The sequence below is a fragment of the Reichenbachiella agarivorans genome (assembly GCF_025502585.1).
GTDB classification, from domain to species: domain Bacteria; phylum Bacteroidota; class Bacteroidia; order Cytophagales; family Cyclobacteriaceae; genus Reichenbachiella; species Reichenbachiella agarivorans.
Genome location: NZ_CP106679.1, coordinates 1656940 through 1671983, shown reverse-complemented (window position 1 = coordinate 1671983; position 15044 = coordinate 1656940). Strand labels below are relative to the sequence as shown.

At 42.9% G+C, this 15044-nt stretch carries 11 protein-coding genes; 8 read left to right on the top strand and 3 right to left on the bottom strand.

Annotation, left to right across the window (positions count from 1 at the left end):
* Positions 1-61 precede the first annotated feature (61 nt).
* The 7 genes from N6H18_RS06990 (at position 62) to N6H18_RS06960 (ending at position 7484) form a co-directional block, all read left to right on the top strand.
* The gene (locus N6H18_RS06990; protein ID WP_262311124.1) at positions 62-775 is read left to right on the top strand and encodes a pyridoxine 5'-phosphate synthase; all 714 of its coding nucleotides are present in this window, start codon (positions 62-64) and stop codon (positions 773-775) included.
* Positions 775-1536, top strand: coding sequence for an alpha/beta fold hydrolase (locus N6H18_RS06985; RefSeq protein WP_262311123.1), 762 nt, complete (start codon positions 775-777; stop codon positions 1534-1536). Before N6H18_RS06990 ends, N6H18_RS06985 begins: the two co-directional genes overlap by 1 nt.
* Entirely contained in the window at positions 1533-2237 is a 705-nt protein-coding gene (locus N6H18_RS06980) for an SAM-dependent methyltransferase (protein ID WP_262311122.1), read from the top strand. The genes N6H18_RS06985 and N6H18_RS06980 overlap by 4 nt, the downstream gene beginning before the upstream one ends.
* A 61-nt stretch (positions 2238-2298) precedes the next feature.
* Positions 2299-3549, top strand: a complete 1251-nt coding sequence (gene metK / locus N6H18_RS06975) for a methionine adenosyltransferase (RefSeq protein ID WP_262311121.1) — start codon at positions 2299-2301, stop codon at positions 3547-3549.
* Between the two features lie 63 nt (positions 3550-3612).
* Positions 3613-5571, top strand: coding sequence for a protein-disulfide reductase DsbD family protein (locus N6H18_RS06970; RefSeq protein ID WP_262311120.1), 1959 nt, complete (start codon positions 3613-3615; stop codon positions 5569-5571).
* A 59-nt stretch (positions 5572-5630) separates the two neighbouring features.
* The gene (locus N6H18_RS06965; RefSeq protein ID WP_262311119.1) at positions 5631-6890 is read left to right on the top strand and encodes a peptidoglycan DD-metalloendopeptidase family protein; all 1260 of its coding nucleotides are present in this window, start codon (positions 5631-5633) and stop codon (positions 6888-6890) included.
* Positions 6891-6899: 9 nt separating this feature from the next.
* A complete protein-coding gene (locus N6H18_RS06960) occupies positions 6900-7484 on the top strand; it encodes a nitroreductase family protein (protein ID WP_316044839.1) in 585 nt (194 codons plus the stop codon).
* Between the two features lie 48 nt (positions 7485-7532).
* Here the strand turns inward: N6H18_RS06960 and N6H18_RS06955 are convergent, their stop codons facing one another.
* A complete protein-coding gene (locus tag N6H18_RS06955) occupies positions 7533-10892 on the bottom strand; it encodes a methylmalonyl-CoA mutase family protein (protein ID WP_262311118.1) in 3360 nt (1119 codons plus the stop codon).
* Between the two features lie 206 nt (positions 10893-11098).
* Positions 11099-12337 carry an aspartyl protease family protein gene (locus tag N6H18_RS06950; protein ID WP_262311117.1) on the bottom strand — a complete coding sequence of 413 codons (1239 nt, stop codon included), beginning with the start codon at positions 12335-12337 and terminating at the stop codon, positions 11099-11101.
* A gap of 243 nt (positions 12338-12580) precedes the next feature.
* On the opposite strand from N6H18_RS06950, the gene hemB reads away from it, so the two are divergent.
* Positions 12581-13558: a porphobilinogen synthase gene (gene hemB / locus N6H18_RS06945; protein WP_262311116.1), complete on the top strand. Its 978-nt coding sequence runs from the start codon at positions 12581-12583 to the stop codon at positions 13556-13558.
* A gap of 246 nt (positions 13559-13804) precedes the next feature.
* On the opposite strand, the gene N6H18_RS06940 is transcribed toward hemB, so the two are convergent.
* Positions 13805-14923, bottom strand: coding sequence for a lactonase family protein (locus tag N6H18_RS06940; protein WP_262311115.1), 1119 nt, complete (start codon positions 14921-14923; stop codon positions 13805-13807).
* Positions 14924-15044: the final 121 nt, after the last annotated feature.

Sequence of the window (15044 nt, the reverse complement as noted above, 5' to 3'; positions counted from 1 at the left end):
TTAGTTAGAAACAGTTCTAAGCCAATTCGCGGCTCAATATACTTTAGCTCATTAGATTCTCATGACAAAACTTAGCGTAAACGTTAATAAAATTGCGACAATTCGTAATGCACGTGGAGGCAACAACCCGGATTTGATTCAAGTTGTCAAAGATTGCGAACGCTTCGGCGCACAGGGAATCACTGTTCATCCCAGACCAGACGAAAGACACATCACAGCACAAGATGTCTATCAAATCCAACAAGTCTGTCAGACAGAATTTAATATAGAAGGCTATCCAGACGCTAGGTATTTGAAGTTCATTGAGGAGGTGAGGCCTGCTCAGGCCACATTGGTCCCTGATCCACCAGAGGCAATCACTTCCAATGCTGGCTGGGACACGATCCAACATGAAGCTTATCTTAAAGACATCGTACAGCAAATCCAATCCTTTGGCGTAAGAGTGTCCATTTTCGCAGATCCCGATTTGAGAATCATAGAAGGGGCGGCCAAAATCGGAACCGATCGGATAGAACTCTACACCGAACCTTATGCCACTGGCTACCCTGTCAACAAAGAAGAAGCAGTCATACCCTATGTGGCTGCTGGTAAATTGGCACATGAGTTGGGACTAGGAATCAACGCTGGGCACGATCTGGATCTTTATAATCTTAAATATTTGAAAGACAACCTGCCGTTTTTGGATGAGGTCTCCATAGGTCATGCACTCGTCTGCGATGCCTTGTATTTGGGATTAGAAAACACTATCCAGATGTATTTAAAGCAATTGAAATAATGCAGTTATTAAATTATAAGACTTTTGGCGAAGGCCAACCTTTAATCATCATTCATGGTTTTTTGGGGTCGCTAGACAACTGGCTGACTTTGGGGAAAAAATTTAGCGAGGACTTTCAGGTTTTTCTAATTGATCAACGCAACCATGGTAAGTCATTTCATTCTGATAAGTGGGATTATGATGCTATGGTGGAGGATTTAGAATATTTTATCGATGAACTAGGGATTGAAAACCCCATCTTATTGGGACACTCTATGGGAGGGAAAACCGTGATGCAATTTACTGCATTTCATGCGTCCAAGGTGGATAAACTCATAGTTGCCGACATTGGACCTAAACTTTACCCTCCTCACCATCAGCAAATTTTGGATGGGTTAAGTGCCGTACCGATTGATACAATTGACAGCAGACAAGAAGCCGAAGATGTCTTGATCAACTATGTGCCTGATTTAGGAACTAGAACTTTTTTGATGAAAAACCTGAATCGCTCAAGTGACGGTTTTTCATGGAAAATGAACTTGCCTGTATTAATCAAAAACATAGAAAATGTAGGTGAAGCACTGAGTTATCAAATTCCAATTGAAACAGAGACACTTTTCATTCGAGGAGGAAATTCCAATTATATTCAAGACGAAGAATGGCATGAAATCGAAGAGATATTTCCCCACGCAAAGCTTGAAACCATCGCTGATGCAGGGCATTGGTTACATGCAGAGCAGCCTGAAGAATTTTATACCAAAGTAATGAACTTTATCCAATGAAAGGAAAACTCTATTTGATACCCACTGTCATCGCTGATGACACAGAAGAATCGGTACTCTCACCGCAAATCAAAGAAGTGGTCGCAGGGCTTGATTATTTTTTGGTAGAAAATGTGAGGACAGCCAGGCGCTACATTAGCAAATTGAAGCTGGGCTTAGTGATCGAAAATTTGGCTTTTGAACTTTTGGATAAAAAAACCAAAAGAGAGGTTATAGATCAATACTTGGAAAAGGTGATGCATGGCAAAGATGTGGGAGTCATCTCTGAATCTGGATGTCCAGGTGTGGCCGACCCAGGAGCAGAAGCAGTCGCCTTGGCACATCAAAAAGGAATACAAGTAGTGCCTTTGGTAGGCCCTTCTTCTATACTGATGGCATTGATGGGTTCAGGATTCAACGGACAATCTTTTGCCTTTCATGGGTATATACCCATCAAAAAACCTGATTTGATCGCCAAAATCAAGGACATGGAAAAAAATGCCCTTCAGCTGGGACAAACCCAACTATTCATGGATACGCCCTATCGCAATCAAAAATTATTTGAAGAGCTCCTTTCTACTTGTAATGGAGAAACCCAGCTCTCAGTAGCCAAGGGAATCAGTGGACAGGAGGAATACATCAAGACTTTAAAAATTAAAGAGTGGAAAAAGAAAAAAATAGATCTGCATAAAGTACCTACAATATTTTCAATTTGCTCTTAATCTTATTTATAATTCAATTCGTCTAAATTTGCCGACTTTAAAAAGAAAGTAATTTATAACTATGCCATATTTATTTACATCAGAGTCTGTGTCTGAAGGACACCCAGACAAGGTAGCCGATCAAATCTCTGACGCGCTATTGGATCATTTTTTAGCTTTTGACAATCAGTCAAAAGTTGCATGCGAAACTTTAGTAACTACAGGCTTGACTGTACTGAGTGGCGAAGTGAAGACCAAATCGTATGTGGACGTACAGCAAGTAGCTCGTAACGTGATCAACAAAATCGGATACACCAAAGGTGAATACCAGTTTGATGGTAATAGCTGTGGTGTGATCTCTGCCATTCATGAGCAGTCTCCAGATATCAACCAAGGTGTAGAAAGAGCTTCTGAAGAAGAACAAGGTGCTGGTGACCAAGGAATGATGTTTGGTTATGCAACCAACGAAACAGAAAATTATATGCCATTGGCACTAGATCTGTCTCACATGCTGTTGATCGAATTGGCCAAACTCAGAAGAGAAGGAAAAGAGATTCCTTATTTGAGACCTGATGCCAAGTCTCAGGTAACTATCGAATACAGTGATGACAATAAACCTGTAAGAATTGATGCAATTGTGATCTCTACACAGCATGATGATTTTGCAGAAGAAGCAGCCATGCTCGACAAAATCAAAAAGGATATCAAGGAAATATTGATCCCAAGAGTCGTAGCACAACTGGCTCCAGAAATTGCAGCGCTATTCAACAGCGACATCAAGTACCACATCAACCCAACGGGTAAATTCGTAATCGGTGGACCTCACGGTGATACTGGTTTGACTGGACGTAAAATCATCGTAGATACCTACGGAGGCAAAGGCGCTCACGGTGGAGGTGCATTCTCAGGTAAAGATCCTTCAAAAGTAGATAGATCAGCTGCCTATGCAACCAGACACATTGCCAAAAACATGGTGGCGGCAGGTGTAGCTGACGAAATATTGGTACAAGTGTCTTATGCGATCGGAGTAGCGGAACCAATGGGTATCTTTGTGAACACTTATGGCACAGCCAAAGTGAACATGAAGGATGGAGAGATTGCTAAAAAAATCTCTGAGATTTTCAACATGAGACCTGCTGCACTGATCAAAAGGTTGAAATTGATGAATCCTATCTATTCGGAAACTGCGGCCTATGGTCACATGGGTAGAACCCCTGAAATCAAAACTGTAGAGTTCTTTAGTCCAGCGGGTTCGGTCAAACAAGAGGTGGAGACATTTACTTGGGAAAAACTGGATTATGTAGACCAAGTAAAATCTGCATTTGGATTATAATTTCCGACGAGGAAACTTTTTTGTATAATTTGCGATTAGTAGGCAGAGTTATTACTAGTTGATATGAATAAAGCAATCGCGATTATACTAATATTTTTCAGTGTCCAAGGATCAGCACAGGTGTTGCAACCTGCCAAATGGTCCTTGGACATTTCTGTTTCTGAGCCAGAGATAGGTCAGGAAATGGATTTAACTTTCAATGTCAAAATCGACCAAGATTGGTACTTGTACTCATCAGATTTTGATCCTGACTTGGGACCACTGGTCACGACGATCGAGTTCGAACCCCATGCAAGTTTTGAGCTACTGGGAGGTATCACACCCGTGAACCCTCAAAAAAAATATGACTCCCTGTGGGAAGGCGAGTACACCTATTTCAAGAAAAATGCCCAATTCACCCAGAGAGTAAAAATTCTCTCCACCAATCCGACAATCAAAGGTTCGTATTTCTATCAAGTCTGTACCGACATAGATGGCAAGTGTATTCCCTTTGACGATGAATTTGATTTCAGTCCTTTGTTAGGCAGTCAACTGCATGCTACATCGGTAGATGATCAAAAAGACAAGGGAATGCTAACCCAGCGCAGCAACAATGACCCTTACAGTCTTCTAAGTTTTATGATTGCGGCGTTTTTAGCTGGTTTGGCCGCCATTTTCACACCTTGCGTGTTCCCTATGATACCGATGACGGTATCGTTTTTTACTGGCAATGGCGGTGGAAAATGGAAAGGCATTTTTTATGGCTTCTCTATCATCTTGATCTACACTTTGATAGGATCGGTGCTTGCGCCCTTCATGGGAGCTGAGACAGCCAATGAATTGGCTACCAATTGGATTCCCAATGTGATCTTCTTTGCCGTGTTTGTGGTTTTTGCCCTGTCCTTTTTGGGTCTATTCGAGATTACACTTCCCAGCAAATTCGTCAACAACATTGACAAGCAATCGGACAAAGGTGGCCTAATCGGTATATTTTTCATGGCCTTTACGTTGGTAGTGGTTTCATTCTCCTGCACTGGACCTCTGGTAGGTACCATATTGGTGGAATCTGCGGGAGGTCAAATCTTGAAACCTATCTTGGGCATGTTCGCATTTTCATTGGCTTTTGCTCTGCCATTTACGGTCTTTGCGTTGTTCCCTAGTTTACTCAAAAACCTCCCAAAATCAGGTGGTTGGCTCAACAGCGTCAAAGTTGTTTTAGGACTGCTAGAGTTGGCCTTTGCATTCAAATTCTTAAGCATCGCAGATCAGGCCTACCACTGGGGTATTTTGGACAGAGAAGTATATTTGGCGATCTGGATTGTCATATTTACTATTCTTGGGCTTTACCTTTTGGGTAAAATCCGATTCCCACATGACTCTCCTTCGGATCACACTTCAGTTGGCGGATTGATCTTGGCCATTGCTACTTTGTCGTTTGTGGTCTATTTGATTCCAGGGATGTTTGGTGCGCCGCTCAAGGCATTGGCAGGCTACCTACCACCTCAGAGTTCACAGGATTTTAACCTGACTGCCTCGACCGAAACACATGCAGAAAGTACCATTTGTGAAGTACCCAAATACGCTGATTTCCTACATTTCCCACATGGGATACAAGGTTACTTTGATTACGAGCAAGCTTTGGCTTGTGCCAAAGAACAAAACAAACCTGTCTTCATAGATTTCACAGGGCATGGCTGTGTCAACTGTCGGGAGATGGAAGCCAAGGTTTGGTCTGATCCGATGGTACTACAGCGATTGAATGAGGATTTTGTGATGTTGGCATTGTATGTAGATGACAAAACGGATCTACCTGAGTCAGAATGGGTCACATCCAGCTACGATGGTAAAATAAAAAAATCGATTGGCAAAAAGAATGCTGACTTTCAGATAGCCAGGCTTGACAACAATGCACAACCCTATTATGTAATCTTGGATACAAATGGTGAATTATTACTCCCTCCTAAAGCCTATGATCTAAATATTGCTAGTTTTGTAGAATTTTTAGAACAAGGCAAGCGAAATTTTAAGAAGCTAGCCAAGTAGCACGGGGAGATTACATGACAAAAAGAAAAGGGACAAAACGACTGTTATCAGTAGGGTTATTGTCAGTATTATTTGTAGGTAGCTATTGGATGCTACCTACGCAAGATCAAATACAAATAGAGGAGACCTTCGTAGAAGACACATTGCAGGCACCCGTATATGTGCCCAATTTCTACTATGGGATCGTGGTGGATTCACTACAGGTATTTGAAGGAGAAATTCAGCGAAACGGTACATTGGCCGATATTTTGGCACCATTCAATGTCCCGTACGAAAAGATCAATCTGGCTGCTAAAAACTCCAAGGCCATTTTTGACGTGAGGAAATTTGTAGTCAGAAAACCCTATTCCATCCTGTATCAAGGAGATAGTCTCAACAAGTCTGCGACACACTTTATCTATAGACCCAATGCCATAGACTATGTGGTTTTTGATTTCAGAGACTCTGTGTCCGTGTACAAAGGTGTACGCGAGATTCGTCTGGTTGAGCGAGAGTTGGCTGGCGAGATACAAACTTCACTCTATGTCGATATGCTCAACCAAGGTGGAGATGTCGATTTGGTCAACAACCTGGTAGATGTTTTTGGCTGGCAGGTGGATTTTTTTGGAATCCAAAAAGGTGATAACTACAAGATCATCTATGACGAACAATATGTAGATGATGAATACATTGGCTCTGGCAAGATCAAAGCAGCCTACTTCAACCACATCAATCAACCCTACTATGGTGTACACTTTGATCAGGGTGATGGACAAGATTATTTTTCCAAGGATGGAAATAGCCTCAGACGTGAGTTTCTCAAAGCACCGCTGACGTTTACGAGAATTAGCTCACGCTATACAGGACGCAGATACCATCCCGTACAGAAAAGATTCAAAGCGCACCTCGGCACGGACTATGCTGCGCCTAGAGGAACGCCGATTTTTGCAGCATCCGATGGGGTAATAACAGAAGCAAGGTACAAATCCAACAATGGTAACTATGTCAAAATCAACCACAACGGAAACATCGCCACTCAATACCTACACATGTCTAAAATCGCAACTGGTATGAAGCCAGGGGTAAAAGTGAAGAGAGGACAAACCATCGGCTATGTAGGCTCGACAGGGTTAGCGACAGGTCCTCACCTGTGTTACAGATTTTGGAAAAATGGCGTACAAGTAGATGCCTTGAAGGTGGAATTGCCACCATCAGAGCCTATTATGGCAGAATATAGATCAGCCTTTGATTCCTTGTCATCATTGTATATTTCGAGATTGAATCAAATCAATTTGCCTTTGAAACAACAAGAAGTTCTCACAGCAGTAGCAACTCAATAACAACCAGTCATGATGAACTTTGATCCAGCACAAGTCACAAAATTGCTTCGAAACCGAAGATCCATTTTTACCAAACAGTTTTCTGGCGAAAGGGTGAAGGATGCGTTCATTCAAGAGATGCTAGAAAATGCCAATTGGGCTCCCACCTACAAAAAGACTGAACCTTGGAGGTTCAAGGTTTTTTGTGACGAGGGATTGAAAAAACTGGGTGAGATGCAGGCTGAAATCTACAAGAAAGCAAATGGAAAAAAGGCAGACGACAGCACACTCAAAAAACTCATCAACAAGCCTCAAGAATGCTCTCATGTGATTGCCATCGGCATGAAACGTGACAAGTCAATCACCAAAATAGAAGAAATCTGTGCTGTAGCCGCTGCAGTTCAAAACATGCATCTGACCGCCACGGCTTTGGGTGTTGGCTGCTACTGGTCGACAGGAGGCATCACCTATCTGGAAGAAGCCAAACCTTATTTTGATCTCGGCAAAAAGGATTTGCTACTCGGATTTCTATATGTAGGCATGCCTGATCTCAAAAAATGGCCTGAGAGCAAAAGAAAATCCATCGAAAGCAAAGTCACTTGGGTGAGAGAGTAAGACCCTCATCGAGCAAATCAACCATAGTCGTACTATTTACCTCAACCTTTACATATTTCTTCTATACTGTCCTCCTACTTCGTAGAGTGCATTGGTGATTTGACCGAGTGAGCAATATTTGGTTGTTTCCATGAGTACCTCGTAGATATTGCCATTTTGGATGGCCACTTCTTGGAGTTTTTGCAGGACTGTGGACGATTGGTCTGCATGGTGGCGATGTAGCGCAGACAACATGCCTATCTGGTGTTCCTTTTCGGTTTTGGTAGCACGGATCACTTCTCCAGGTGTCACAGTAGGGGAGCCTTGAGCAGACAAGAATGTATTGACACCAATGATGGGATACTGACCTGAGTGTTTGAGATGTTCATAGTGGAGACTTTCTTCTTGAATCTTGCTGCGCTGATACATGGTCTCCATTGCTCCCAATACACCGCCCCGATCTGTGATTTTATCAAACTCCAACAATACAGCTTCTTCCACCAGATCGGTAAGTTCCTCGATGATGAAGGCTCCTTGCAAGGGATTTTCGTTTTGGGTCAATCCCAACTCTTTGTTGATGATGAGCTGTATCGCCATGGCACGGCGTACCGATGCTTCGGTAGGCGTGGTAATGGCCTCATCATATGCATTGGTATGCAGTGAGTTGCAATTGTCATAGATAGCGTAGAGGGCTTGTAATGTCGTCCGTATATCATTGAAATCTATCTCTTGTGCGTGGAGTGATCGGCCACTGGTTTGAATATGGTACTTGAGTTTTTGTGAGCGCTCATCTGCATTGTATTTTAGTTTCATGGCTTTGGCCCAAATACGCCTTGCCACTCGACCTATCACTGCATACTCTGGATCAATCCCGTTGGAAAAAAAGAAGGATAGATTTGGTGCAAAATCATTGATATTCATCCCACGAGAGACATAGTATTCCACGAAGGTGAAACCATTGGATAGTGTCAGTGCCAGCTGGGTAATAGGGTTGGCACCTGCCTCAGCGATGTGGTAGCCCGAAATTGACACGGAATAAAAATTGCGGATCTGCTGATTGATAAAATACTGCTGCATATCACCCATGACACGGAGAGAAAATTCCGTTGAGAAGATGCAGGTGTTTTGTGCCTGATCTTCTTTGAGTATGTCAGCCTGCACTGTTCCACGGATTTTGGATAGGGTATCAGCTTTGATTTGTTGATACACATCGGTGGGTAAAACCTGATCACCAGTGACTCCTAGCAGCATCAATCCTAAACCATCATTTCCCTCAGGAAGCTCTCCTTGGTAATGAGGTTTGGTTCTTCCCTCATAAATCTTGGCTATTTTGGCAGCTACTTCCTTTTCCAAGCCATGTGCTTGGATGTATTTTTCACACTGCTGATCGATGGCAGCATTCATAAAAAAGGCACATATGGTCGCAGCAGGCCCATTGATGGTCATGGATACGGAGGTGGTCGGAGCGGTCAAGTCAAAACCAGAATAGAGCTTTTTGGCATCATCGAGACAGCAGACATTCACACCAGAGTTGCCTATCTTACCATAGATATCTGGACGGATGGCTGGGTCAGCACCATAAAGTGTCACCGAGTCAAAGGCCGTGGATAACCTAGCAGCAGGCAAACCCATCGAGACGTAGTGAAATCTGCGATTGGTTCGTTCTGGTCCACCTTCTCCTGCAAACATCCGTGTCGGATCTTCTCCTTCACGCTTGAATGGAAATACACCCGCCGTAAAGGGGAATTCACCTGGCACATTCTCTTGAAGTGACCATTGGAGGATGTCGCCCCAAGCCTCGTATCGGGGTAAGGATATTTTGGGAATCTTGGTCTTGGAGAGTGACTCGGTTTTAGTCTCTACACGGATTTCTTTGCCACGGACATGATAGACGTATTGATTCGCATCATAGTTAGCCTTCTTGTGAGGCCAGTCATCAATGATTTTTTTGTTTCTCGGATCAAAATCCAAAGCCGTCTTTTCGTAGAGTCCGGTCAGTTGATTGATGATACTAGAGTCACAGAGATTGATTGTGTTTTGTATGCTGTAGAGGTTTTGAGCAATATTCTTTTGTTGAGACACCCATTGGTCGTACTCTCTGATACTTTCAGCGATCTCTGAGAGATACCGAACTCTTTTGGGAGGAATAATGTAGACTTTTTCTGAGCTATCCTGGGTTACTTCTAGTTTGGGGGAAAAACTCGGATCAAACTGTGCAGTCAACAACCTCATGATATGCACATAGAGTTGATTCATCCCTGGGTCATTGAACTGTGAAGCAATGGTGCCAAATACAGGCAACTCCTCGATGGGGCGATCCCACAACTGATGATTGCGTTGAAACTGCTTCTTGACGTCTCGGATGGCATCCAATGCACCACGTTTATCAAACTTGTTGAGTGCTATGACATCAGCAAAATCCAGCATATCAATTTTTTCCAACTGGGTAGCGGCACCATACTCAGGCGTCATCACATAGAGTGCCAGATCAGAATGATCCGTGATTTCGGTATCTGACTGACCTATTCCGCTGGTCTCCAATATGATCAAATCATAACCCGCTGCTTTGACAATCTGAACAGCTTCATTGACGTACCTAGACAAGGCAAGATTAGACTGGCGTGTGGCCAATGAACGCATGTAGACCCGAGGGTTGTTGATGGCATTCATACGTATACGGTCGCCCAGTAGTGCGCCACCCGTTTTGCGTTTGGAGGGATCGACCGAAATGATAGCTATGGTTTTGTCTTCAAAATCCATCAAATACCTCCTGACCAATTCATCTACCAAGGATGACTTGCCAGCACCTCCTGTGCCTGTGATACCAAGTATGGGTGCTTTGGATAAATCTGCTTTGCGCTTGATGTCGGCCATCAGCTCTTGAGCTTGTTTTGGGAAATTCTCTACCACTGTAATCAATCGACTCATATCCAGTGTATTTTGTGGAGAGAGCCTTTCGAGTGGCATGTTTTCATTTTCTCCGATAGGAAAATCACATGCCGCAATCATGTCATTGATCATACCTTGTAGTCCCATCGCACGACCATCGTCCGGACTGTAGATTCGATTGATACCATAGGCATGGAGGTCGTCGATTTCTGCTGGCAGTATCGTACCACCTCCTCCTCCGAATATTTTGATCTCAGGTCTGCCTTTCTCTTTGAGCAAATCAAACATGTATTTCAAATATTCCACATGGCCTCCTTGGTAAGAAGTAATCGCGATGGCCTGGACATCCTCTTGAATCGCACAGTTCACAATCTCATCGACGGATCGGTTGTGTCCGAGGTGAATCACCTCTACGCCTGTAGCTTGGATGATGCGGCGCATGATGTTGATGGCGGCATCATGTCCATCGAATAGCGATGCAGCGGTGACGATTCGGATGTGATTTTGAGGCGCGTAAACTTGAGGGACCAATTCGGACATATGGATAATAGTAATTTTCTCAAAAGTAGATAAACCTGAATTATTCAATTCAGGAGTTAAAAGTAAGAAGTTAAAAATGTGCGCAGTAAGTCACCTTGAATTTTAGTCTCTTTCAATGTTTGATCATCCCTATTGAAAGTAAGCCACTAGGTTATTCCAACATATTCATTTTTTGGGACAGAAATCTTATGAGAAATTTCGCTGGTTTATATGTAGCGAAGGAGTTTGAAAGAGGTTTTGAATTCCTCTTCTCCTCGGGTGATTTTGAGTGTTATTTTTTTTCCCTCCTTCTGTCTCAACAAGGTACTCGCACCAGACAGATTGAGAATTTCAAAATTGAAACCATTGATAGAATGAATGATGTCACCTCTTTTTACACCCGCCAAATAGGCGGGAGAGTTATATCGCACTGAACCGACTCGGAATTCGTTAAAGTCTGTGCCATGTGCTACGAGTGTCATCCCGCTCATGTCATATTCAAATTCTCGGGCGTAGTTTTTGTTTTTCTTGATGTACAGCGTACCAGAAAAGTAGTCAAATACCACGTTGAATCTGGATAGAAATTCGCTACCCATGGTTCCATTTCTGCTGCCTCTCATCACAGCAGAACCATAATCCCCTTCTTGCGGAAAGGAAACGATTGGATTTTCAAACTCATATTTTCCGATTTTTACATTTTTCACTCTACCCAAATGTCCCTCGATATCACCACCTAAGCCCCTACCTATGACTGACATGATATTGGTGGTAGGGAGTACAGATCTGTCGTCTGGACTGTCAATGAGTAGGGAATGACTTGCTCCTGTATCTATCATGAGGCTAAGCTTGTTTTTGTCTCCACGTTTATTTTCTACCATGAGGCTGACATAGGGTTTGGTGTTGTAAACGCGCATGTCAAGTTTCTTATACCTTCTTTTAGGCTTGTACCTTTTGTGTTCGTGGACTACCAGGTATTTTTCATCATAATTGATTTCTACAATGAAACGACTAAAAATGTCATATCCTATGATGCCATATACGTCGACTCCCATGGTTTCACGCAAATTGAGGTAGTCGTTTTCCAAAACGAGAAGTGATTGATTCATTCCAGATTCTACACCTCCAGGTAGCTGTAGATGGATATCCGTATTGATGAGTGCAGTAATGGAGTCTTTTTCTCCAGGGCCTTGGATTATGATTCGGCGACTATACGTCAGCCCCAGCATATCGGCCAACGCCTTTTCGGTGATAATGGGGTATTGCACCCCTGTGTCTAGTATAAAATTGGCCTTGAGCGTCTTGTTGAGAACGACAGGTATGACAATCAGATTGTTGTGTAATTCAAAGTCAATGCGTACTCTTTGCAATTTGTCGGGAAGATCGAAACCCACATGCTGTGCCATGCCATGTCTATAGGATAGAAGTCCCACCAGTGACATCACCAATATGTAATATTTTGCTTTCATCTTTCACCCTGTATCAAGCCTCTGTCATGTGCAGCCTTGAATTTCCTCTATTAATCTAACAAAAAAAGAAGACTAAATCAACATTATAGACTGACATTCAGAGAGATGACATGTTTTCCGCTCCATAAAACATCCCAATTGAGTCCAATATGTTTGGAACCAAACATCTAAAACCTTGGTTCTTGAATCTCTTTGGGATGATTTTCCCTGAGATATTCTACTTTTGCTCCAAACACAGAAAAGATGCTAAGAAGACCCAGAAGAAACAGAAAATCTGAAGTAATCAGACAGATGGTAGAAGAGACAAGACTGTCCACCAAAGATTTTATGTATCCTATGTTCCTCTTGGAAGGAAAGAACAAAAAAGTAGAAGTCAACTCGATGCCTGGCATCCACCGATTGTCACTGGATCATATGCTACGTGAAATGGAGGAGTGTCTCAAACTAGGGATCAATGCCTTTGATATCTTCCCAGTAGTCGAAGACAAACACAAAGACAAAGAAGCCACTAAGAGTTATGATCCAAAATTTTTCTACCTGAAAGCACTGGAGAGGATCAAGCAAGAATTTCCTCAAGCATGTATCATGACCGATGTAGCAATGGATCCGTATAGTACAGATGGTCATGACGGTCTGGTAGATGAGTACGGCAACATTCTGAATGATGAAACTTTGGAAATATTGGGATCAATGGCTCTGGCTCAAGCTGAGACTGGTATTGACATCATAGGGCCATCAGACATGATGGATGGGAGAGTAGAATACATCAGGGATATATTGGACGAAAGTGGCTATGAGAATACATCAATCATGGCCTATACTGCCAAGTACGCCAGTGCATTTTATGGGCCGTTCAGAGATGCGCTAGATTCCGCTCCCAAGTCTGGGGATAAAAAAACCTACCAAATGGATCCTGCCAATCTACGTGAGGCAATGATTGAGGCTGAAATGGACGAAGAAGAAGGAGCAGATTTTCTGATGGTGAAACCTGCCTTGGCTTATCTGGACGTCATCAAGTTGCTGCGTGACAATTTTGACTTGCCTATCGCTGCCTATAACGTATCGGGAGAATATGCGATGCTCAAAGCTGCGGCACAGAAAGGCTGGATCGATGGTGACCGTGCCATGATGGAAATGCTATTGAGTATGAAACGTGCAGGAGCCAAGGTCATTTTGACGTATTTCGCTAAGGAAGCTGCTCTGCTGATGAAAAATAGTTAATGGAGGTAAATGACTCACTACCATAAACCTGTGTTCGATTTTACATATCCCTTCAAAGGCTTTTTTGAAGGGTTTAGTTGACCATTCGTTTTGTCTATGATCTGGAAAGAAACCCCTGCAAGGGTTTTTCTGCACATTTATCAAAGGTCATTTCAATTTTGCCCTCTATAAGATTCGAACTCAGGTCATGAGTAAAGAGTTGGGTATTTCGTGTGACTAGAATTTTGAAATCCACCCCAATGAATCTCAAAATATCAAGCATACGGGTTGCGATATTTCAATCTGCTGACTGGTGTAGTAAAGCATGCCTGTTGCTGAATCACGTTGAAACACTGTGATGTTGTTTGACCTTTGGTTGGCTACCAGTAGATAATTGTTGTCTGGTGTCAGAGCGAAGTTTCTCGGCCAATCTCCATAAGCAGGTTCTGTAGCTATCATGTCCAAACTACCATCCTCCGCTATGCTAAATATTGCTATGCTATTGTGTCCACGGTTGGATGCATACAGGTAGCGACCGTCCTCTGATACATGGATGTCAGCACAGTAGCTCTCCCCTTCGAAATCCTTAGGCAGAGTACTAATTCTGTGGTTTGCTTGAAAGATGCCTGCAGAATCTATGCTGGCGGTCACGATCATGTTGGTCAGTTCCGTGATCACGTACACTATTGGTAAGGTTGGATGAAAAGCTAAATGTCTAGGTCCATCTCCTGACTCCAAACTCAAAGCAATCACACCTGCTCCAATCTCAGATCCATGGACTGGATACTTGATTACTTGATCTATACCCAAATCCACTGTGTATATATTTTTTCCATCATTGGAAAACATGGAAAAATGAGCATGAGGACCTTCTTGTCTCTCCGGGTTGGGTCCTGTGTCCTCATGTTGTTTGATCATTCCTTTCGTGGAGATCACGCCAGCCTGATCTATGGGATAGGTGATAACATTGCCTGTGCCATAGTTGGCAATACTGACGAAACTTTCCTCTGGATTGAGGGAAAGATAGCAAGGATAATCTCCCTGACTATCTCGTCTGCTCACCAACTTCAATAGCTCTTTCGTTTCATCCCAAGCAAATGAACTTACCCCTCCCTCTTGTGTTTCGTTGACCGAAAAGACAATTTCATGGTTTTTGCTGCGTGCAATGAAAGATGGATTGGCTGTTTCGACCAACAGTTTTTTATCAGACAGCACCCCAGTAGTAGGGTCAAACTGAACACTGTATATTCCATCGCTCCCTTCTCCAGTGTAAGTGCCTACTAAAATCTCCAAATTGGATTTGACAGGATGATTTTGTGTTTCTGATTTAGTGTTGCAAGCGAGCGTACCCAATGCTAGTAAAAGGAAAGATAAATTTAGTTTCATGTTAAGATCATATTCTCATGCTAAACTAAACAAAGCCCAGAGATTAATACTACTCACTCGCTAAGTGGCGACACTTTGTAGCTAAACCACTCAAAACTACAATTAAGACAGTACCGCTGTG

Excerpts from the sequence above, each read along its gene's own strand:
- N6H18_RS06990 (WP_262311124.1), top strand. The coding sequence starts at position 62 with ATGACAAAACTTAGCGTAAACGTTAATAAAATTGCGACAATTCGTAAT.
- N6H18_RS06985 (WP_262311123.1), top strand. The coding sequence starts at position 775 with ATGCAGTTATTAAATTATAAGACTTTTGGCGAAGGCCAACCTTTAATC.
- N6H18_RS06980 (WP_262311122.1), top strand. The coding sequence starts at position 1,533 with ATGAAAGGAAAACTCTATTTGATACCCACTGTCATCGCTGATGACACA.
- metK (WP_262311121.1), top strand. The coding sequence starts at position 2,299 with ATGCCATATTTATTTACATCAGAGTCTGTGTCTGAAGGACACCCAGAC.
- N6H18_RS06970 (WP_262311120.1), top strand. The coding sequence starts at position 3,613 with ATGAATAAAGCAATCGCGATTATACTAATATTTTTCAGTGTCCAAGGA.
- N6H18_RS06960 (WP_316044839.1), top strand. The coding sequence starts at position 6,900 with ATGATGAACTTTGATCCAGCACAAGTCACAAAATTGCTTCGAAACCGA.
- N6H18_RS06955 (WP_262311118.1), bottom strand. The coding sequence starts at position 10,892 with ATGTCCGAATTGGTCCCTCAAGTTTACGCGCCTCAAAATCACATCCGA.
- N6H18_RS06950 (WP_262311117.1), bottom strand. The coding sequence starts at position 12,337 with ATGAAAGCAAAATATTACATATTGGTGATGTCACTGGTGGGACTTCTA.
- hemB (WP_262311116.1), top strand. The coding sequence starts at position 12,581 with ATGCTAAGAAGACCCAGAAGAAACAGAAAATCTGAAGTAATCAGACAG.
- N6H18_RS06940 (WP_262311115.1), bottom strand. The coding sequence starts at position 14,923 with ATGAAACTAAATTTATCTTTCCTTTTACTAGCATTGGGTACGCTCGCT.